Origin of the sequence: endosymbiont of Lamellibrachia barhami (assembly GCF_011947365.2) — a bacterium.
In the GTDB taxonomy this organism is placed as follows: domain Bacteria; phylum Pseudomonadota; class Gammaproteobacteria; order Chromatiales; family Chromatiaceae; genus QGON01.
The window spans coordinates 729,593-748,687 of the sequence record NZ_JAAVSH020000001.1 but is presented as its reverse complement, the minus strand read 5'-3'; the positions used below and the strand labels follow the sequence as shown (position 1 = coordinate 748,687).

18 protein-coding genes and 1 riboswitch are annotated in these 19,095 nt (G+C 53.2%); of the genes, 11 read left to right on the top strand and 7 right to left on the bottom strand.

Going from position 1 to position 19,095, the window contains the following annotated elements; genetic code table 11:
- Positions 1 to 705: 705 nt before the first annotated feature.
- Both G9Q73_RS03305 and G9Q73_RS03300 read left to right on the top strand, forming a co-directional pair.
- Positions 706 to 945 (top strand): DUF4160 domain-containing protein, encoded by a 240-nt coding sequence (locus G9Q73_RS03305; protein WP_177418545.1) that lies wholly within the window; start codon positions 706 to 708, stop codon positions 943 to 945.
- On the top strand, positions 905 to 1,171 hold the full coding sequence (locus G9Q73_RS03300) for a DUF2442 domain-containing protein (RefSeq protein WP_177418544.1): 267 nt from the start codon (positions 905 to 907) through the stop codon (positions 1,169 to 1,171). Before G9Q73_RS03305 ends, G9Q73_RS03300 begins: the two co-directional genes overlap by 41 nt.
- A gap of 343 nt (positions 1,172 to 1,514) precedes the next feature.
- On the opposite strand, the gene msbA is transcribed toward G9Q73_RS03300, so the two are convergent.
- A complete protein-coding gene (gene msbA / locus G9Q73_RS03295; protein ID WP_177418543.1) occupies positions 1,515 to 3,260 on the bottom strand; it encodes a lipid A export permease/ATP-binding protein MsbA in 1,746 nt (581 codons plus the stop codon).
- Between the two features lie 160 nt (positions 3,261 to 3,420).
- Between msbA and hldE the strand changes: the two genes are divergently transcribed.
- From hldE to waaA, 4 genes are read left to right on the top strand one after another with little or no spacing between them, the layout of a single operon-like run.
- A complete protein-coding gene (gene hldE / locus G9Q73_RS03290) occupies positions 3,421 to 4,845 on the top strand; it encodes a bifunctional D-glycero-beta-D-manno-heptose-7-phosphate kinase/D-glycero-beta-D-manno-heptose 1-phosphate adenylyltransferase HldE (protein ID WP_177421224.1) in 1,425 nt (474 codons plus the stop codon).
- Between the two features lie 39 nt (positions 4,846 to 4,884).
- Positions 4,885 to 6,075: an FAD-dependent oxidoreductase gene (locus tag G9Q73_RS03285; RefSeq protein WP_177418542.1), complete on the top strand. Its 1,191-nt coding sequence runs from the start codon at positions 4,885 to 4,887 to the stop codon at positions 6,073 to 6,075.
- Positions 6,066 to 6,848: an aldo/keto reductase gene (locus G9Q73_RS03280; RefSeq protein WP_177418541.1), complete on the top strand. Its 783-nt coding sequence runs from the start codon at positions 6,066 to 6,068 to the stop codon at positions 6,846 to 6,848. The genes G9Q73_RS03285 and G9Q73_RS03280 overlap by 10 nt, the downstream gene beginning before the upstream one ends.
- Positions 6,848 to 8,119 (top strand): lipid IV(A) 3-deoxy-D-manno-octulosonic acid transferase, encoded by a 1,272-nt coding sequence (gene waaA, locus G9Q73_RS03275; protein ID WP_177418540.1) that lies wholly within the window; start codon positions 6,848 to 6,850, stop codon positions 8,117 to 8,119. The genes G9Q73_RS03280 and waaA overlap by 1 nt, the downstream gene beginning before the upstream one ends.
- Here waaA and G9Q73_RS03270 read toward each other — a convergent pair.
- Positions 8,116 to 8,784 carry a protein-L-isoaspartate O-methyltransferase family protein gene (locus G9Q73_RS03270; RefSeq protein WP_177418539.1) on the bottom strand — a complete coding sequence of 223 codons (669 nt, stop codon included), beginning with the start codon at positions 8,782 to 8,784 and terminating at the stop codon, positions 8,116 to 8,118. The genes waaA and G9Q73_RS03270 overlap by 4 nt on opposite strands.
- A gap of 210 nt (positions 8,785 to 8,994) precedes the next feature.
- A riboswitch (TPP riboswitch) is annotated at positions 8,995 to 9,090 on the top strand.
- 37 nt (positions 9,091 to 9,127) lie between these two features.
- Here G9Q73_RS03270 and thiC point away from each other — a divergent pair.
- Together thiC and G9Q73_RS03260 are read left to right on the top strand one after the other, a co-directional pair.
- Entirely contained in the window at positions 9,128 to 11,017 is a 1,890-nt protein-coding gene (gene thiC / locus G9Q73_RS03265; protein WP_177418538.1) for a phosphomethylpyrimidine synthase ThiC, read from the top strand.
- Between the two features lie 103 nt (positions 11,018 to 11,120).
- A complete protein-coding gene (locus tag G9Q73_RS03260) occupies positions 11,121 to 11,882 on the top strand; it encodes a Crp/Fnr family transcriptional regulator (RefSeq protein WP_177418537.1) in 762 nt (253 codons plus the stop codon).
- Positions 11,883 to 12,005: 123 nt separating this feature from the next.
- Here G9Q73_RS03260 and G9Q73_RS03255 read toward each other — a convergent pair whose 3' ends face one another.
- Positions 12,006 to 12,254, bottom strand: a complete 249-nt coding sequence (locus G9Q73_RS03255; RefSeq protein WP_177418536.1) for a hypothetical protein — start codon at positions 12,252 to 12,254, stop codon at positions 12,006 to 12,008.
- 593 nt (positions 12,255 to 12,847) lie between these two features.
- Between G9Q73_RS03255 and G9Q73_RS03250 the strand changes: the two genes are divergently transcribed.
- Positions 12,848 to 13,465 carry a Crp/Fnr family transcriptional regulator gene (locus tag G9Q73_RS03250; protein ID WP_177418535.1) on the top strand — a complete coding sequence of 206 codons (618 nt, stop codon included), beginning with the start codon at positions 12,848 to 12,850 and terminating at the stop codon, positions 13,463 to 13,465.
- Positions 13,466 to 13,602: 137 nt separating this feature from the next.
- Here G9Q73_RS03250 and rhlE read toward each other — a convergent pair whose 3' ends face one another.
- Positions 13,603 to 15,027 carry an ATP-dependent RNA helicase RhlE gene (gene rhlE, locus G9Q73_RS03245; protein ID WP_177418534.1) on the bottom strand — a complete coding sequence of 475 codons (1,425 nt, stop codon included), beginning with the start codon at positions 15,025 to 15,027 and terminating at the stop codon, positions 13,603 to 13,605.
- 273 nt (positions 15,028 to 15,300) lie between these two features.
- Here rhlE and rsuA point away from each other — a divergent pair, with 273 nt between their 5' ends.
- Positions 15,301 to 15,993, top strand: coding sequence for a 16S rRNA pseudouridine(516) synthase RsuA (gene rsuA / locus G9Q73_RS03240; protein ID WP_177418533.1), 693 nt, complete (start codon positions 15,301 to 15,303; stop codon positions 15,991 to 15,993).
- A gap of 610 nt (positions 15,994 to 16,603) precedes the next feature.
- On the opposite strand, the gene G9Q73_RS03235 is transcribed toward rsuA, so the two are convergent.
- The 3 genes from G9Q73_RS03235 to G9Q73_RS03225 form a co-directional block, all read right to left on the bottom strand.
- Positions 16,604 to 16,933: a hypothetical protein gene (locus G9Q73_RS03235; RefSeq protein ID WP_177418532.1), complete on the bottom strand. Its 330-nt coding sequence runs from the start codon at positions 16,931 to 16,933 to the stop codon at positions 16,604 to 16,606.
- A complete protein-coding gene (locus G9Q73_RS03230; RefSeq protein WP_177418531.1) occupies positions 16,926 to 17,891 on the bottom strand; it encodes a hypothetical protein in 966 nt (321 codons plus the stop codon). Before G9Q73_RS03230 ends, G9Q73_RS03235 begins: the two co-directional genes overlap by 8 nt.
- 135 nt (positions 17,892 to 18,026) lie before the next feature.
- Complete coding sequence (locus tag G9Q73_RS03225; RefSeq protein WP_177418530.1) at positions 18,027 to 18,386, bottom strand: peptidoglycan-binding domain-containing protein; 360 nt, start codon at positions 18,384 to 18,386, stop codon at positions 18,027 to 18,029.
- Positions 18,387 to 18,817: 431 nt separating this feature from the next.
- Between G9Q73_RS03225 and G9Q73_RS20325 the strand changes: the two genes are divergently transcribed.
- Positions 18,818 to 19,060, top strand: a complete 243-nt coding sequence (locus G9Q73_RS20325) for a FitA-like ribbon-helix-helix domain-containing protein (protein ID WP_177418529.1) — start codon at positions 18,818 to 18,820, stop codon at positions 19,058 to 19,060.
- The last annotated feature ends 35 nt before the right edge of the window (positions 19,061 to 19,095 follow it).

The following is a 19,095-nucleotide window of genomic DNA, read 5'->3' as shown; positions in this document are numbered from 1 at the left end:
TTGGTAGCCACTTCGATTAGTTACGTATTGCTCCAATAAAAGGATTAAGACCTGATTCCTCACGAAACAACAGTCCTGATAGTTGTGTGAAGATAGAGACCCACGATAAAAGGGATTAAGACTTTTCTGTAAAGCGTTCTGCGTGCTTGGTCAATTGTTGAAAACAAGACCACGATAAAGAAGTTAAGACTCAACCGGCAATGACCGTACGCTTTGCCGGTCAAGTTTAACAGAGACCCGATAAAGAGGAGTTAAGACAGAAACGGAGTCCCAACTGGCAGGCTAGTGTGTTGAAAACAGAGACCCGATAAAAAGGGGATTAAGACGTGCAAACTGCACCGTAAATCTGGCTGGCCAAAAGTTGAAAACAGAGACCCGATAAAAAGGGGATTAAGACAAACGATATCTCGGGATTCGTTCGACCGGTTCCACAGTTGAAAACAGAGACCCGATAAAAAAATCAATAGGGGACGCACCACGTTTTTTGTGATCAGGTCATACTACACCTGATCATCAAGTACCAGAAATGGCCCGGAAAACGGGGAAACGTGGTGCGTCCCCTATTGCGTCCCCTATTGTTTTTAAGAAGAATACTCTGAGTTAGATGGTTATCCAGATTTATCACTGAAAGCAAAAGAAGAGTGAGTTTACTGTTATATTACATAGCAACCACATCAATAGTAGACGTTATGTGAAGGAGGGGGAGTGAGTCCAACAGTATTTAGAGAATCTGGATATAGGTTTTTCTTCTTCTCACGTGAAGAAGAGCGAATGCACATTCACGTATTATCTGGTAATGGTGAGGCAAAGTTCTGGTTAGAGCCGGAAATTGAGCTTGCAAAAAATTATCATTATTCAAGAAAAGAGTTGAAAGAAATCGAATCACTTATTGAGGGTCATTACAATGAGCTTACTAGCGCATGGCAACAGCACTTCTGCCGTTGAGGTAACAAATATCTCTTCTCATGGTGTGTGGCTCTTAGCTCAGAATAAAGAGCTATTTATGTCATACGAGGATTTTCCTTGGTTTAAAGATCAAGCAATTAAATCAATCATCAATGTTGAGGAGCAATCTCCGGGCCATTTTTTCTGGCCAGATATTGATGTTGATTTAACAGAAGAAATAATAGAGCACCCAGAACACTTCCCGCTTGAAGCAAAAAACACATAACAAACGCATACACTCGGACAGCCTAATAAACAATAGGGGACGCACCACGTTTTTTGTGGGTATTAATAGAAGCGCCCTTCATTTAGTTATGTCTATTAAGTGACTGTATGGTAATGGTGTGTCTTTCTAACTTGTAATCAGCTTGTCGGGGGGGTCGACTCCTCTCGCCTCCTCCGAAGTTCATCGGCCGTCCTTGTTGGGAATTAATATACTGCCGAGAATTGGGAAGACCCATCAGGAAAATCTGTACCCATTGTAGGAATAATCTGTAAGTATGGGCAAAACCCAGTAACGGGTCAGTCGACCTGAGTAGTCTTTTTCTCGATAGTTTGTACGGTACTGCTCAGAAAGTACCGCCGGCAATGGAGAACTGTGTGTCGTAGAGTTTTTTGTAGGTTCCTCCCATCGCCATCAGGTCCTGGTGGGTTCCTGACTCTATGATGCGTCCCTCGCTCAGCACCAGGATTCGGTCGGCGTGTTCGATGGTGGAGAGACGATGGGCGATGATCAGCGTGGTACGGTTGCGGGTAAGAGTGGTAAGTGCCTCCTGAATGAATCGCTCCGATTCATTGTCCAGGGCTGAGGTCGCTTCATCGAGGATCAGGATCGGGGCGTCCTTGAGCAGTGCCCGGGCGATGGCCAGTCGTTGGCGCTGTCCCCCTGAAAGACGTACACCGTTTTCGCCGATCAGGGTGTCGAGTCCCAGGGGCATCTCCTCGATGAATTCGATGGCGTGGGCGTTGGTCGCTGCGCTAATCACTGATTCCCGATCGGTACCGCGCATCTCGCCGTAGGCGATGTTCGCCTCAACGGTATCGTTGAACAGGGTGACATTCTGACTGACCAGGGCGATGTTGCTGCGCAGGGAAGCAAGGGTGACCTCCTGGATATCCTCTCCATCCAACAGGATGCGGCCTCTGTTGAGCTGATAGAAGCGGGGGATCAGATTTGCCAGGGTGCTCTTGCCGCCCCCTGATGGGCCGACCAGGGCGATGTTCTCTCCGGGTTCGATGGTCAGGCAGATATCGTCCAGGGCCTTTCGGTCGCTGCCCCCATAAGTGAAGGTGACGTGATCGAAGTCGACTCTGCCGCGAAGATGTTTGGCCTTGGTCGTGCCTTGGTCCACTTCGGGTGTTTCGTCCACCAGCTCGAACATGCTTTCCGCAGCAGCCAGCCCCCGTTGAAGGACGCTGTTGACGCCGATGAGTTTTTTCAGTGGAGAGAGCAGCATCGCCATTGCTGCGATAAAGGAGACGAAAGACCCGACAGTGACCTCATCCTCCAGGGATTGCAGGGCTGCGAAATAGACTACGGCAGCCAGACCAAGCACCAGAATGAACTGTCCCACTGGTGAACTGAGGGCGGCGGTGGCCTGGTGCTTCACGTTATAGCGCCGTAGCCAGTTGCTGATCTGTTGAAAACGGTCGTACTCATAGATTTGACCGCCAAAAAGCCTCACCACCTTGTTGCCCTGTATCGCCTCTTCCAGGATGTGAGTCATCTCCCCCATCGCCTGCTGAATCGAGCGGTTGATATCGCGTATGCGTTTGCTGATAAATTTCACAATCAGCGCGATGATCGGTACCAGCACGGAGACGAACAGCGTCAGCTGCCAATTAAGGTAGAGCATCAGTCCCAGCAGTCCGAGGATAGACACCGAATCCCGCACCAGTACAATCAGCACTTCGGTGGAGGCGGCGGCGACCTGCTCCACGTTATAGGTAACCTTGGACAACACAATGCCGGTGGGGTTGTTGTCGTAGTAACGATTGGGCAACACCAGCAGTTTGCGGAACATTTCGTTGCGCAGATCCATGACGACCCGGGTGGAGACCGCAGTCATGGCCATGGTGCTGGCGTAAGAGGTGAAGCCACGCACCACAAACAGGCCGATCAAGGCGAAGGGCATCAGTTTGATGGTGTCCAGATCCTTATCCACGAAGCTGCCGTCGAGCAGGGGTTTCAGCAGTGCCGGCAGCAGCGGCTCAGTGAGCGCCAGCAGAATAGTGAAGAAGATGGCCAGGATGAAGATCCTGCGGTAGGGCTTCACATAGCTCAACAGCCTGAAATAGAGCTTGTTGCCGGTCATCGGATCTCCTAAAAACAGCCGCAGGTGAACCTTCTGCGGATGGTAAGAAAAAAGGTCTGGTTGGTAGATGGCTGATTTTACCCGCCGGACCGGTTAATCGCCAGAACGGTGATACTGCTATGTTATGATGCACCTGTTTACTCAACTCGGTTTCAACCCCATGTCCATAGATATTCCAGCGTTTGATCAGGCCCGTATTCTGGTGGTGGGGGACGTGATGCTCGACCGCTACTGGCACGGCGATACCGCCCGTATCTCTCCTGAAGCGCCTGTCCCCGTGGTACGTGTCGGCGAAGAGGAACAGCGTCCAGGTGGTGCCGGTAATGTGGCGCTCAACATCGCAGCCTTGGGCGGAAGTGCGGTGCTGGTTGGGTTGATCGGAGACGACGAGCCGGGGCGGGCGTTGACGGATATCCTCGATGCTGCCGGTGTAACCTGCTGTTTTGAACCTTTGGATGGGTTTCCGACGATCACAAAACTGCGGGTGATTAGTCGACACCAGCAACTCATCCGGCTCGATTTTGAAGATGGCTTTCCTGCAGCCGGTAGCGAGGCGCTGCTGGAGAGCTGTCGCCGACTGATCGCTGACGTTGATCTGCTCGTGCTCTCCGACTACAACAAAGGGACACTGCACAATATCCGTGAATTGATAGCGCTGGCAAGGGAAGCCGGAAAGCCGGTGCTGGTCGATCCAAAAAAAGAGGATTATGAGCTCTATCGCGGCGCGGCTCTGGTCACGCCGAATATCTCCGAATTTGAAGCCGTGGTGGGTAAGTGCGAGGATCAGGATGAACTGGTGGCGCGTGGTCATGATCTGCTGCAGCGGTATGAGATCGATGCACTGCTGATTACCCGGGGCGAGCAGGGCATGACCCTGTTGCAGCAGGGGTTGGAACCGCGCCACATGCCGACCCACGCCCGTGAGGTTTTCGATGTGACCGGCGCCGGTGACACAGTCATCTCCGTGCTGGCCGCAGGCCTGGCGGCTGGACTTGGACTCGACACTGCTACGCACCTCTCCAATGTGGCCGCCGGTGTGGTGGTTGGAAAGCTGGGTACCGCTTCGGTTACCGAAGATGAGCTAAAGATGGCCCTGATGGAGCACCACGTCACCCATCGCGGTGTGGTGGGTGAAGATCAATTGGTGCGGTTGATGCGCATCGCCCGCATGCAGGGAGAGCAGATCGTCGTAACCAACGGCTGTTTTGATATCCTGCATCCGGGCCATGTCACCTATCTGGAAGAGGCGAGCCGTCTTGGCGACCGCCTGGTGGTTGCGGTAAATGTGGATGAAACCGTGCGTCAGTTGAAAGGTGACGGCAGGCCGATCAACGGGTTGGATCATCGCATGCATGTGTTGGCGGCACTCGCCTGTGTCGATTGGGTGGTGCCCTTTAGTGAAGAGACGCCGGAGCGGCTCATCTGCCGTCTGAAGCCCGATTTTCTGGTGAAGGGCGGGGATAATGATCCAGATAAGATTCCAGGGGCGGCCTGTACCCGTGAGGCGGGCGGCGAGGTAAGAGTCTTGACCTATGTGGATGGGATATCGACGACCAGGATTGTAGAGTCGATTCGGCAGCAGTAGGGTTTTGCGTTGCCATGCAGCGGCACAAACAAGCGATCAATGAAAATCCTCGAAACCGACATAGTCATCTTCGGCGGCGGCATTGCCGGACTCTGGACCCTGGGTCGTCTGCACCAGGCGGGCTATCGCTGCCTGCTGCTTGAATCCGGGTGCATCGGCGGGGTTCAGACGCCCGCCTCCCAAGGCATCATTCACGGCGGCACCAAGTATGCCCTGACCGGCAAGCTGACCGGATCATCCCAGGCGATCCGGGCGATGCCCGGTATCTGGCGTGACGCACTGGCGGGTCACGGGGAACTCGATCTTTCGGCAGTACGTATCCTCTCTGATCACCAGTATCTCTGGTCCACCGCCGGACTGGTCTCCCGTATGGCCGGCTTTTTTGCCGGCAAGGTGATGCAGAGTCGTATTGGTGAGGTCGAAGGTGAAAACCGTCCAAAGCTGTTTCAGGATAAGGCCTTCAAAGGCCATGTCTATCGGCTGGAGGAGCCGGTGCTGGATGTGGCCTCGCTGGTGACGGAACTGTTTCGCCAGTATGGCAGATATACGCTACGTATCGACTGGCCGGATGGCATCAAATTTGATGCGGCCAATCAACTCGTGTTGTTGGGTGACAAGGGTGGAAGGCTGCAGATCAGGAGCCGCAGAACGCTGCTGACAGCGGGTGCCGGAAATGAAACGCTCCTGAGGGAATTTGGATTGGAACAGCCCGCCATGCAGCGCCGGCCACTACAGATGGTAATGTTGCGGGGAAAACTGCCGCCGCTCTACGCCCACTGCCTCGGTGCAGGCGCCAACCCGCGACTTACCATCACCAGCTATCCGCTGGCAGATGGCGACCATGTCTGGTATCTGGGGGGGAGTATCGCCGAAGAGGGAGTGGATCGTTCCGTCCGAGCACAGGTCGATGCGGCAAAACATGAGTTGCGGATGCTGATGCCATGGGTGGATCTTTCCGCAGCCGAATGGTCGACTTTGCGCGTCGATCGGGCAGAGCCTCGCCAGCCAGGTGGCAAACGGCCGGACAACAGTTTTCTCGAACAGTTGCAGGATGTGATGGTGGCCTGGCCGACCAAACTGGCGTTTGCCCCACGGTTGGCGCAGCAGGTTATTGATCGAATGCAACAGGATGGAATAGCCCCTTCAAAGGGCGAGCTGAAGATTCCCGAAGGCTGGCCCCGGCCACCGGTGACACGATTACCTTGGGAGCAGGAACGACAATGGTTTTGAGGCCCCTCGGCAGTACCGGTATCCAGGTCAGTCCACTCGGCTTGGGGACGGTGAAATTCGGCCGCAACGAGCAGGTCAAGTACCCCAGTTCATTCGCGATTCCGGACGACAATGCGGTGCGGGATCTTCTCGCGCTAAGCCGTGAACTTGGTATCAACCTGATAGACACCGCCCCCGCCTATGGCAGTAGCGAACAACGCCTGGGACGGCTGCTGCCGGGATCAAGGGATGAATGGGTCATTGTGACGAAGGTCGGCGAGTCTTTTGAAGAGGGCCGCTCCAGCTTTGATTTTTCCGCCCGCGCCACCCGCGAGAGTATCGAACAGAGCCTGCGGTCTCTGCGAACGGATTATCTGGATGTGGTGCTGATCCACTCCCACGGTGGTGATCTGGAGATACTGCGACAGGAGGATGTGCTGGAGACCCTGCGTGATCTTCAGCACCGGGGGTTGGTGCGCGCCATCGGCATGTCGAGCAAGACGCTGGAGGGGGGGCTGCTGGTGGTGCAGGAGTGCGACCTGGTGATGGCTACCTGCAACCTGGATTACAACGACGAGTTGCCGGTGCTGGAAGCGGCGGCCAAGGCTAACAAAGGTGTGTTGGTGAAGAAGGGGCTGATGAGTGGTTTTGTAAAAGATGCGGAAGGTGTGTCTCGCTCCATGGCGTTCATCTTCTCCCAGCCAGGGGTGAGCAGTATGATTGCCGGTACCATCAATCCGGCACATCTTCGCTCCAATGTTGCCGCACTTGAAGCCGTGCTTGGCGAGACCTGATGCGACAGATCTACTCCCTGCTGCTCTATCTGATAATGCCGCTGATGGTGGTGCGCCTCTACTGGCGCAGCCTCAAGAGTCCCGCTTATCGGGAACGCTGGCTGGAGCGGTTTGGGTGGTTTGGCTCGCCGGTCAGTGACGGCTGCATCTGGCTGCACGCGGTTTCAGTGGGTGAGGTGCAGGCAGCAGCCCAGCTGGTGAGGCGGCTTCTTGCCGACTATCCCGCATTGCCGCTGGTGATCACCACAACGACCCCGACCGGGGCGAAACAGGTTGAATCGTTGTTCGGCCAGGACGTGCTCCACCACTATGCGCCTTACGATGCGCCGCTGGTGGTAAAAACCTTCTTCGACAGACTACAGCCCCGGTTGCTGATCCTGATAGAGACGGAGATCTGGCCCAATCTGCTGCACGAGTGTCGGCAGAGGAGCATTCCATCGCTACTGGCCAACGCCCGCATGTCGACCCGTTCGGCACATCGTTATCGCCATCTGGCCGGGCTGACACGGGAGACCCTGCAGAATATTTCGCTGATCGCCGCTCAAGGCCAATCAGATGCAGAGCATTTTCAAGTGTTGGGTACCCGGCCTGGACAGGTGGAGGTGACCGGCAGCATCAAATTCGACATTAAGCTGCCGGCCAGCCTGCGGGAGCAGGCGGATGTGATGCGTCGGCAGTGGGGGCAGGCGCGGCCGGTTTGGGTGGCTGCCAGTACCCATGAGGGGGAGGACGAGCTGGTGTTGGCGGCGCATGCGAAGGTGCGCGAGACTCTGCCTGAGAGCCTGCTGGTTTTGGTGCCGCGCCACCCCGAACGTTTCGGCCGGGTGGCTGCACTGGCAACGAGTGCAGGGTTCGATCTGGTGCGCCGATCCGAGCAGCGCCCCTGTCGCACTGAGACAGCCGTGTTTCTTGGCGACAGCATGGGTGAACTAGCCATGTTCCTTGGAGCCGCCGACATGGCGTTTATCGGGGGTAGCCTGGTGCCCCACGGTGGGCACAACATTCTCGAAGCGGCGGCGCAGGGCGTGCCGGTGGTGTTTGGCCCTCATATGTTCAATTTTGCTGAGATCAGCCGCCTGTTTCTCGACCGGGGTGCGGCCCGGGAGGTGGTGACTGCCGAGACGTTGGCAGATGTGTCTGCCCGTTGGTTAAGTGATGCCAGCGAGCGGAGCCTGGTCGGGGAGAGGGGCCGCGATCTGGTGGAACAGAATCGCGGCGCCATGCAGCGGTTGATGGAAATCGTTGCCCGATTGTTCAGTGAAACAGCCTAGAACTCAAAAGCTTCCGGTTGCGTTGTACTCTCCAGAGGCACCTGTTCGGTTTCCAGGATTATCTCTTCCCGGAACGTCGTCCCAGACTCACGGGTGATCAGCCAGGCATCCATGACCGGCGCTGTGCCGATGATGATAAAAAGCCGGCCGCCGGGTTTGAGCTGCTGACGGAAGATCTCTGCCTGGGCGCTTGTCGGCACAGAGCCGGTTACCGCAATGGCATCGAATGGACCATCCGGACTGGGTGCGGCCATGGCGTCACTGGTGCGCAGCAGCACGTTGCGAATTTCCAGGGCATCCAGGTTGCGTCCCGCCATTTCGGTAAAATCTTGCTGGATATCGATGCTGACAACGCGGTTGGCGAGTTTGGCCAGGCATGCACTGAGAAAACCGCTGCCGGTGCCGACCTCAAGAACCTGATCCTCCGGCTGAATTGCCAAGATCTGGATCAGCCGCGCCTCCATGCGGGGAAACATCATTGCCTGGCCGTGCGCCAGAGGAATCTCGATGTCGGCATAGGCCAAACCCTTATAGGCATCGGGTACGAAGGCATCCCGAGGCAGGGTCAGAAACTGCTCCAGAACCCGTGGATCGAAAACATCCCAAGGCCTGATCTGCTGTTCGACCATGTTGAAACGGACCTGCTCAAAACCGTTCTCCACCATTGGTAGATCCCCTTTAATAGCGCATAAAAATAGGTATTGCGAACTAGCCTACGTATTTTACTCTCCGCAGGCAAGGGATCAGATGGGGCAGAAGAGTGCTTCTTATCGCCCGATGGCTGGGTGGTCTACTCTACCTTGTCCGCAGGGTTGGTATTTTGCTTATGGGATCAATTGCATTCGTTTGTCCCTCCTTTATACTGTTCTCAACGTAAAGCCAGCTAGGGGCGCCTGACGAACTCAGGCTGAGAGAGACCCTTCGAACCTGATCCGATTAATATCGGCGTAGGAAAGCTGAACGCCCTCCGCGCTCGCTTTCCTCCGAAATAGTTAGAGAGCAGACACCATGAGCGCCATCCCAGAAGATTTCATCAAAAAGACCGCCAGCCTCTCAGAAGAGGTGACTCGTCCCTTTCTTAAATCGAAGAAGATCTACGTCGAGGGCTCACGCCCGGATATCCGGGTACCGATGCGCGAGATCGAACAGGATCCCACCGCAGCCAGTTTTGGCGCTGAAGAGAACCCGCCGATCACGGTTTACGATACCTCAGGCCCCTTCACCGACCCCGAGCAGAAGATCGACCTGATGAAAGGCATGCCCGACCTGCGTTCCGGCTGGATTGAGGAGCGGGATGATACCGAGCAGCTCGAAGGCCCCAGCTCCGACTATGGTCGTATCCGGCAAGGCGATGCTGAACTGGCCAATCTGCGTTTTGAGCATATTCGCGCCCCTCGCCGCGCCAGGTCGGGTAAAAACGTCACCCAGATGCACTATGCGCGCAAAGGCATCATCACCCCTGAGATGGAGTTCGTCGCGATCCGCGAGAACTGCCGTCTGCAGGAGATGCAGGCCGACCCGCGCTACGCCAAGCTGCTGCGTCAGCATGCCGGTGCGCCGATGGGGGCCAATATCCCGGATGAGATCACCCCGGAGTTCGTGCGCGCCGAGATCGCCGCCGGGCGCGCCATCATCCCCGCCAACATCAACCACCCGGAGATGGAACCGGTCATCATCGGTCGTAACTTCCGGGTGAAGATCAATACGAATATAGGCAACAGCGCCATCAGCTCCTCCATCGACGAGGAGGTTGAAAAGATGGCCTGGTCGGCCCGTTGGGGTGGCGACACATTGATGGACCTCTCCACCGGCAAGAATATCCATGAGACCCGGGAGTGGATCCTGCGCAACTCTCCCGTGCCGATCGGCACGGTGCCCATCTATCAGGCGCTGGAGAAGGTTAACGGCAAGTCCGAGGATCTCACCTGGGAGATCATGCGCGACACCCTTATCGAGCAGGCGGAGCAGGGCGTCGACTACTTCACCATCCATGCCGGTGTGTTGTTGCGTCATGTGCCGCTGACGGCCGATCGTGTCACCGGCATCGTCTCCCGGGGTGGTTCCATCCTTGCCAAATGGTGTCTGGCCCACCATGAAGAGAACTTTCTCTACACCCACTTCGAGGATATCTGCGAGATCATGAAGGCCTACGATGTCGCCTTCTCTCTGGGTGACGGTTTGCGCCCCGGCTGTTTGGCCGATGCAAATGACGCTGCCCAGTTCGGTGAACTGGAGGCCTTGGGCGAACTTACCAGGATCGCCTGGGAGCACGATGTGCAGGTGATGATCGAAGGCCCCGGCCACGTGCCGATGCAGATGATCAAAGAGAATATGGACAAGGAGCTGGCCGACTGCTTCGAGGCGCCTTTCTACACCCTCGGCCCGCTGGTCACCGATATCTCCCCCGGCTACGACCACTTCAGCTCCGGCATCGGTGCGGCGCAGATCGGCTGGTACGGCACCGCCATGCTCTGCTACGTCACCCCCAAGGAACATCTTGGTCTGCCTAATAAGGAAGATGTACGGGAAGGCATCATTACCTACAAAATAGCGGCCCATGCTGCCGATCTGGCCAAAGGATTTCCCGGTGCCCAGTTACAGGACAACGCCATGTCAAAGGCCCGCTTTGAGTTCCGCTGGGAAGACCAGTTCGCCCTCGGTCTCGATCCGGAGAAGGCCCGCGACTTCCACGATGAAACCATGCCACACGACTCCCACAAGGTGGCCCATTTCTGCTCCATGTGCGGCCCCCACTTCTGCTCCATGAAGATCAGTCAGGAGGTGCGGGAATTTGCCGCCAAAAAGGGGATCTCAGAGATCGAGGCACTGAAGCAGGGCATGAATGAGAAGTCGCAGGAGTTTCTAAAGAAGGGGGCGGAGATCTACAAGGAGATTTGATCCACTTAGGAGTCAATCCTGCTGCTGAGTTATGGACAGGTGACGCGTGTTATGCGGTTTGACTCCGACCTTTTTTCATTCACAGGGAGATGAAAAAAACACAATGACCGTTGAAATAGGCGAGGACAATCAGGTGGCATCACCGCAAGAAGAGTTCTCTAGAGATCAATCTGAGCAGGTTTGTTCCGAGTGTGAAGCGAAGCGCCATTGTCTGGGGGAGGGGCTCAGTGAAGAGCAGATGCAGGGGTTGCGGAAGATTACCCGTACTCTCGGGCCTTTTAAACCAGGAGAGAACATTTTCAGGGTAGAGGATAAATTCAAATCCCTGTTTGTCATTCAGTCGGGTGCTGTCAAGATCGAAACCGCCTCTTTCGAGGGCACGAAACTGGTGGATGGTTTCTTTTTCCGGGGCGACCTGGTGGGAATGGAGGCGATCGGTGCCCAGCAATACGGCCATGATGCAATCGCTTTGGAACGGACGCTGGTTTGTGAGCTCCCTTTTGACCATCTCGAGTCGCTTTGTTCGTTCGTGCCGAGGTTGCAACGGAGATTGTTGATCATTCTGGGGCAGAAGATTCGCTACACGAACGATACCCTTGTGCATGGGCGCTATATGAGCGCTGAAAAGCGGCTGCTGTTTTTCCTGCAGATGCTGTGCGAAAAGAAGATCATTAAGAAGAGCGACAACACAGGCAGTGTGCAGTTGCCCATGACAAAGGGGGATATCGCCAGTTATCTGGGTTTACGGCCTGAATCCCTCAGTCGGACGCTGACCAAACTTCAGAATGACGGCATTATCCGAAATCACACGAAAAAGATAGAGTTTCTGGATATCAAGGCAATCCTGCAGCAAGTGTGCGGGTAACATGACCGTTTCCGGCATCTGTTCCTGATACATCCAGGCATTGCCGGTTCTGACCACATCCTGGCTGACAGTTCAGGCTGTCAACCAAGATATGGGTTACTGTTCGGTGGTTTTGAGTTTGCGTTAGCCCAACAGTGAAGGTGTCTCGCCGCCCTGCCTGCTGCCACTTCGCCGTGCGGGCTTGTTCGCTGGGCGCTGCCTGGCGTTGGCTGGCCGGGAACTGGCCGGCTTGCTGCTGTCAGACCGTTTTCCGCCTTTCCGCTCCTGTTGGGTATTGCTCTCCTGCCTGTTGCCGGAAACCCTTTTGCTCCGACCGGAACGACCCTCTTTGCGGCGTGGCTTGTCGGCCGGAAGATGTACGGAAGGCATCATTACTCTACAAAATATGGCCCATGCTGCCGATCCACAAAGATTTCCTGGTGCCCAGTTACAGGACAACGCCATGTCAAAGGCCCGCTTTGAGTTCCGTTGAAGACTGGTTCGCCCTCGGTCTCGATCCGGAGAAGGTTCGCGACTCCACGATGAACCATGCCACACGACTCCTAATAAGGTGGCCCATTTTCGTCGAGCATGTGCGGCCCCACTTCTGCTCCATGAAGATCAGTCAGGAGGTGCGGAATTTGCCGCCAAAAAGGGGATTCAGAGATCGAGGCAATTGAAGCAGGGCATGAAGAGAAGTCGCAGGAGTTTCTAAAGAAGGGGCGGAGATCTACAAGGAGATTTGATCCACTTAGAGTCAATCCTGCTGCTGAGTTATGGACAGGTGACGCGTGTTATGCGGTTTGATTCGACCTTTTTCATTCACAGGAGATGAAAAACACAATGACCGTTGAAATAGGCGAGGACAATCAGGTGGCATCACCGCAAGAAGAGTTCTCTAGAGATCAACTGAGCAGGTTTGTTCCGAGTGTGAAGCGAAGCGCCATTGTCTGGGGAAGGGGCTCAGTGAAGAGCAGATGCAGGGGGTGCGGAAGATTACCCATACTTTTGGGCCTTTTAAGCCTGGAGAGACCATCTTCAAGGTAGAGGACAAATTCAAGTCCCTGTTTGTCATTCAGTCAGGGGCTGTCAAAATCGAAACCGCCTCTTTCGAGGGCACCAAGCTGGTAGATGGTTTCTTTTTTCGGGGTGACCTTGTGGGGCTGGAATCGATCGGTGCCCAGCAATACGGCCATGATGCCATCGCATTGGAACGGACGCTGGTTTGTGAACTCCCTTTTGATCATCTCGAGTCGCTTTGTTCGTTTGTGCCGAGGTTGCAACGGAAGTTGATGATTATCCTGGGGCAGAAGATCCGCTACACGAACGATACCATTGTGCATGGGCGCTATCTGAGCGCTGAAAAGCGGCTGCTGTCTTTTCTGCAAATGCTGTGCGAAAAGAAGATCATTAAGAAAAACGACAACACAGGCAGTGTGCAGCTGCCCATGTCAAAGGGGGACATCGCCAGTTATCTGGGTTTACGGCCTGAATCCCTCAGCCGGACACTGACCAAACTTCAGAATGACGGTATTATCCGAAACCATACGAAGAAGATAGAGTTTCTGGATATCAAGGCAATCCTGCAGCAAGTGTGCTGGTAATCTGGCAGTTTTCGGCATGTGTTCCTGATACATCCAGGCATTGCCGGTTCTGACCACATCCTGGCTGACAGTCTGAACTGTCAGCCAGGATGTGGGTTACTGTTCGGGATCACCTGTTAGGTGATCCCGGCTTTGCGTTAGCCCAATAGGGAAGGCGTCTCGCCACCCTGCCTGCGCTTGCCGCTTCGCCTGACGGGCTTGTTCGCTGGACGCTGCCTGGCGTTGGCTGGCCGGGAACTGGCCGGCTTGCTGCTGTCAGACTGTTTTCCGCCTTTCCGCTCCTGTTGGGTATTGCTCTCCTGCCTGTTGCCGGAAACCCTTTTGCTCCGACCGGAACGACCCTCTTTGCGGCGTGGCTTGTCGGCCCTGCCATGGGTGTGGCGGGTACTGTTGCGGCCATTTCTGATCGGCTCGGCTTTGATGCTCGGGTCCGGTTCGTAACCCGGCAATACTTCCTGGGGGATCGAGCGATTCAGCAGCCGCTCGATATCCTTCAGCAACTTGTGCTCATCGACACAGACCAGGGATGCCGCCTCGCCCTCGTTACCTGCCCGTCCGGTGCGACCGATACGGTGTATATAGTCTTCCGGTACATTGGGCAGTTCAAAATTGACGACGTGAGGTAACTGGTCGATGTCAAGACCACGGGCCGCAATGTCGGTGGCCACCAGTACCCGGACATCGCCCGCTTTGAAACCGGCCAGCGCCCGGGTGCGTGCCCCCTGACTCTTGTTGCCGTGGATCGCGGCGGCGCAGAGGCCATCCTTCTCCAGTTGCTGGGCCAGCCGGTTAGCGCCGTGTTTGGTGCGGGTGAAGACCAATACCTGCCGCCAGTTGCGGGAGCCGATCAGGAAGGAGAGCAGTTCGCGCTTGTGTTTTTTGTCTACCGGATAGACGATCTGGGCCACCGTCTCGGCGGCGGTATTACGTCGAGCTACCTCGATCAGCGTGGGTGAATTCAACAGGCTGTCGGCAAGGGTTTTGATCTCTCCCGAGAAGGTGGCGGAGAAGAGCAGGTTCTGCCGGCGATTGGGCATCAGTGCCAGCACCTTGCGGATGTCGTGGATGAAGCCCATGTCGAGCATCCGGTCCGCCTCGTCGAGCACCAGAATTTCAACCTTTGAGAGATCCAGGGTCTTCTGCTGTACATGGTCGAGCAGGCGGCCGGGGGTGGCGACGAGAATGTCGACACCATGGCGCAGCATATTGATCTGAGGACCTATTTTTACGCCACCGAAGATGACGGTGGATTTCAACGGCAGATGTTTGCCGTAGGTCGCCACACTTTCGCCCACCTGAGCTGCGAGCTCACGGGTTGGCGTCAACACCAGGGCGCGTACCGGGCGCTGCCCCTTGCCCTGAGCGTGCTGGTTCAAGAGTTGCAGCATCGGCAGGGTGAAACCGGCGGTCTTGCCGGTACCCGTCTGGGCGCCGCCCATGATGTCGCGGCCCTCAAGAATAACGGGAATTGCCTGACGTTGGATGGGGGTGGGTTCGCTGTAACCGGATTCAGACACGGCACGCAGCAGTTCGGCCGACAGGCCGAGAGTATCAAAAGACATGATTGGGAAAAGCTCCGGATCATCACAAACAGGGCGTTGAGCCTTGCTACGGTCCAGGGATGATCTTTGGAAAAATCGGATTACGGAGTGTAATCACACAGAATGGATGCAGACCGAAGTGCATCGGAGCGCGGATATTACATCAGTCGGACGACAGAGTCGATGGTTAACTTCAGGGGCGATGAGTAGGATAGGCTACGGAGTAATCCAATAGTTTCAGGTTATAGTTTATTTTGTGCACCGAAATTTGCATGGCTATCGACCCCACATTACATGAGACTTGATAAGTATTTAAGCAGCGTAACCCGGCTTTCCCGTTCACAGGCACAAAAAGCGATACGTGCGGGAAGGGTGCAGGTTGACGGAGAGGCAGAAAAAAACACCTCTCGGAGTGTTGTGCCGGAAACGCGGGTAATCCTTGATGGCAACGAGACGGGCCAACCTGGTCCCCGTTATTTCATGCTGCACAAACCTCAAGGGTATGTCTGCTCCACCGGGGATCCCCAACACCCCACTGCGCTTGATCTGCTGGATGAGGTAATAACCGACGATCTCCATTTTGCCGGTCGGCTTGATATCGATGCCACCGGCTTGGTGTTGGTCACCAGTGACGGCCAATGGTCCCACCGTATCGTTGCACCGGGCCGTAAGTGCCGGAAGTGCTATCGTGTCAGCCTTGCCGACCCATTGACGGATTTAGATGCGGAGAAACTGCGACAGGGCGTATTGTTGCGCAACGAGCCGCAGCCCACTCAATCGGCGGAACTTGAAATCCTGGCGGAGAGAAACTGCCTGCTGACTATCTCAGAAGGACGTTACCATCAGGTCAAACGCATGTTTGCTGCGGTGGGCAACCGGGTGGTTGGCCTGCACCGGGTTTCTATCGGTAACCTTGAACTTGATGAAAATTTGGCGCCGGGCGCCTATCGGCGTCTCTCACTGCAAGAGGTTGAGGTGGTGACTTAATAGACCGGTTCCCATGGGGAGTGAAAGTATTCCTGTTTTCAAGTCGCTTATTATGGGAGAGGCACGACACATGCTATTGCATGGCTTCTCCCTAAAAAAATGAAGAAGACTTCCAATGTCAGAAACAACGTAAGCATTCAATCTACGACGCTGTTTCCCCAATAGATCCAGATCAGTTAGAAAAGGATTTTCGGCGAACCGCTCCTTGCATAATTTGGGCGTGAGTTCATCTACGTCCCGGTCCGTATGCAGGAAGACGCGCTGCAATGCATCCATCGGATAAGTAACGTCAATCAGGACACTCTGCTTCACTCATCTTTCAGAACACCACATCGTCGTTGTCTTCCTCGAAAGTCGTGATCAGAAAAGCATTGAACTGGACTTCAACCTAATCGATTTCTACGACAAACAACTCAGCAAGGTGGAATGGCACATCCGCAAGCACGCCGGGCTTGTGATCCGCATAGTCTGATCCTGCCACGCACCGTCACAGGCATCGGGCAAATCCTGTCATTGGTCATTCTCTACGCAGCTAAAGGGGGGCAGATTTATTATTGGCACTACTGAGAAAATAAATCTGTCCCCTTTTTCCGTATGTGCATTTGCCTTGTTATTTTTCATTGTTTGGTAAGTCATCATGAGCTAAGCGATATTCATATGTTTGTTCTTTGCGACACCTATTGATGATTGTGGTTTCTTCGATAGGTGCTCCCATTGTCCAATACACCATGTTTGAATCATCAAAATATGTAATCTCTTTTGAGTAAAGCTTACCAAGATAGCCATGGACTCTTATATGCCTTACAAACTGCACGAATTTGTTTTCATCTACTTTGCCCCTTACAATATACTCATGAGGCCAAGTCTTGGCATATGTTTTAGCGAAGACCCAGTTTGGCTCATTAATAAAGGTTCTTAAAGTATCCGGTAACTCATCCATTTGTCATTTTGCTGTTTAAATGGCTCAAAACATCTTTTACTTTATTGATAATATGATCAATAGCTTGGGTTTTGTCCATTCCTTCATGAAGGATTATTCCATAATCACAATCAAATGAATTCATTGAATCATAATCGTTTAGGTAGTGACTGATTTTCTCGGATTTCTTCCAGTCCTTGCCGCCTATGTATAACCATATTGGGGTATGGTTATCTCTAATGAACCATTTATTGGTATCGAAGTGTAAAGAGCACCCGAACTCATAGCCACGAAAATAGAAACCATGCCCATATTTTGAGGGTGTTGTTTTCGTCCCTTTAAAATCTGAATGCTCCCATTCTCTAATAATTGGATTGCATTCGTCTATTATATCTGAAAAATTTGATGCCACTCGTCCATTCATAGGATCAAGGTCTGACGCACTCAAGGGTGGCATTCCTTCAGCATCCATCTTTTGGCATAACTCATTTATTTGAAGCAAATCAGAAGCCAAGCGATGGTTGTGGTTTATATTATTTTCCTTTTCAATCAGGGTTAGGAACTTCGCCCAAGAAGAAATAACAACTTTATCGCTAGCTCCACTGACCCTTTTTTCGATTTCTATAGTTAGGGAGCCAAGCCTCTTGTCAGGAGCCAGAAACAATATTTGTCCATCTTCCGTGATCTCTTTCAGATAATTGTCTGGTTGGTTATGAGTAAGATTTGCCCAAAACTTGCCTTCAATAATAACTGCCTTGCCACCATAGCCATCTAATCCCGTTACATCCGGCCTTCCATTCGAATCTGTTGATAATTCTGTTACATAGTATGTTGGGACACTATCAACACCAAGGATGTTTTTTAATGCTTCTTGAGATGCTGAATATTCATTCAGCAAATATGCGATGCTGCTATTCGCCACATTTTCATACTCTGATATGAAGTTGCTCGCAATGTGGGCTAATAGTGAGTTTTGCATGTATTGCTCCATGAAATATAACGTCGCAAATCACCGGAAGGCAAAAGCTTTGCTTGATTTGTGTAAAATGGAGCGTAGCGGAATACACAAACCAAGCAACGATTTTGACTGTCCGAGTGAATTTGCGACGTTAGGTTACTTTACCCGGAGTTTTTCTAATGTCAGTGAGTCGAGTTGACCTGTTTCCTCAATCCCTACTTTTTTTTGAAAACTGAAAATGGCGTATTTAGTTTTATTTCCCCAAAATCCATCAACTGGCCCGGGATTATAACCAAGACCCGTGAGTGCTTCTTGTGCTTTACGAATTAAATTCGGTGGCTCATATACCGAACCGCGGCAAAATATTGATTCACCTGTAGGTAGGCCACTGATAGAGGACCACAGAATATAAAGTGAAACTTGTTTTTCATTTGCGCGCCAGTTAACTAAAAAACCATCCGCTAACAACTTATTTCCTGATGGGGTGTACTGCTGGTTTTCTTCTTCGATACTCAATGAGCCTACATTCAAGCTTTCAAATGCTTCCGTCGCATTTTGAATTTTCCAACCGCCTCCTCTGGTGCCGCTGAATAGGGCTTGTTTCTTAAATTCAAGTGTTTCGATGCTAAGGTTTATCGAACTCCGATGAACACAATTTTTATTTAGGTTTCCCTATGAATCTCTGCCATATTGCACTTCGGAATAAGCTATTTGCGAACTGAGTAGCAAGGCATAGATGCCTAGGTATCCGATTTTTTTTGCCCAGTGAATGGTCATGTTATTGGCATACATCACGTTTCTCCTCTATTTCATTTACGCTTTCTCTTTTACAACCAAACAACGATTTTGACTGTCCGAGTGAATTTGCTTTGTTAGGCGATTTTCACTTGACCCAGCCTGATGTGGAAACCATAATGGAATCATATTGGTTGCCTTGAGACTGCCCTATGCCTGCCCTGACCATAAAGAATATACCCGATAACCTCTACGCCCGCCTTAAAGAAGCTGCTCATGCCCATCATAGGAGCATGAATAGTGAAATACTATACTGTGTTGAGCGGACACTCTGCCCTCATAAAATAGATGTTTCTGAGCATATTGCAGTAGCTAGAACACTGAGAGCAAAAACCACGGATCACCCTTTGACTGATGATAAGTTAATTGCAGCAAAGAATGAGGGCCGTCCGTGATTGTTGTTGATACGAACATCATTTCTTACCTATAT

Excerpts from the sequence above, each read along its gene's own strand:
- waaA (WP_177418540.1), top strand. The coding sequence starts at position 6,848 with ATGCGACAGATCTACTCCCTGCTGCTCTATCTGATAATGCCGCTGATG.
- msbA (WP_177418543.1), bottom strand. The coding sequence starts at position 3,260 with ATGACCGGCAACAAGCTCTATTTCAGGCTGTTGAGCTATGTGAAGCCC.
- hldE (WP_177421224.1), top strand. The coding sequence starts at position 3,421 with ATGTCCATAGATATTCCAGCGTTTGATCAGGCCCGTATTCTGGTGGTG.
- G9Q73_RS03285 (WP_177418542.1), top strand. The coding sequence starts at position 4,885 with ATGAAAATCCTCGAAACCGACATAGTCATCTTCGGCGGCGGCATTGCC.
- G9Q73_RS03300 (WP_177418544.1), top strand. The coding sequence starts at position 905 with ATGAGCTTACTAGCGCATGGCAACAGCACTTCTGCCGTTGAGGTAACA.
- rsuA (WP_177418533.1), top strand. The coding sequence starts at position 15,301 with ATGAGACTTGATAAGTATTTAAGCAGCGTAACCCGGCTTTCCCGTTCA.
- G9Q73_RS03255 (WP_177418536.1), bottom strand. The coding sequence starts at position 12,254 with ATGATGCCTTCCGTACATCTTCCGGCCGACAAGCCACGCCGCAAAGAG.
- G9Q73_RS03280 (WP_177418541.1), top strand. The coding sequence starts at position 6,066 with ATGGTTTTGAGGCCCCTCGGCAGTACCGGTATCCAGGTCAGTCCACTC.
- G9Q73_RS03270 (WP_177418539.1), bottom strand. The coding sequence starts at position 8,784 with ATGGTGGAGAACGGTTTTGAGCAGGTCCGTTTCAACATGGTCGAACAG.
- thiC (WP_177418538.1), top strand. The coding sequence starts at position 9,128 with ATGAGCGCCATCCCAGAAGATTTCATCAAAAAGACCGCCAGCCTCTCA.
- G9Q73_RS03230 (WP_177418531.1), bottom strand. The coding sequence starts at position 17,891 with ATGCAAAACTCACTATTAGCCCACATTGCGAGCAACTTCATATCAGAG.
- G9Q73_RS03235 (WP_177418532.1), bottom strand. The coding sequence starts at position 16,933 with ATGGATGAGTTACCGGATACTTTAAGAACCTTTATTAATGAGCCAAAC.
- G9Q73_RS20325 (WP_177418529.1), top strand. The coding sequence starts at position 18,818 with ATGCCTGCCCTGACCATAAAGAATATACCCGATAACCTCTACGCCCGC.
- rhlE (WP_177418534.1), bottom strand. The coding sequence starts at position 15,027 with ATGTCTTTTGATACTCTCGGCCTGTCGGCCGAACTGCTGCGTGCCGTG.
- G9Q73_RS03260 (WP_177418537.1), top strand. The coding sequence starts at position 11,121 with ATGACCGTTGAAATAGGCGAGGACAATCAGGTGGCATCACCGCAAGAA.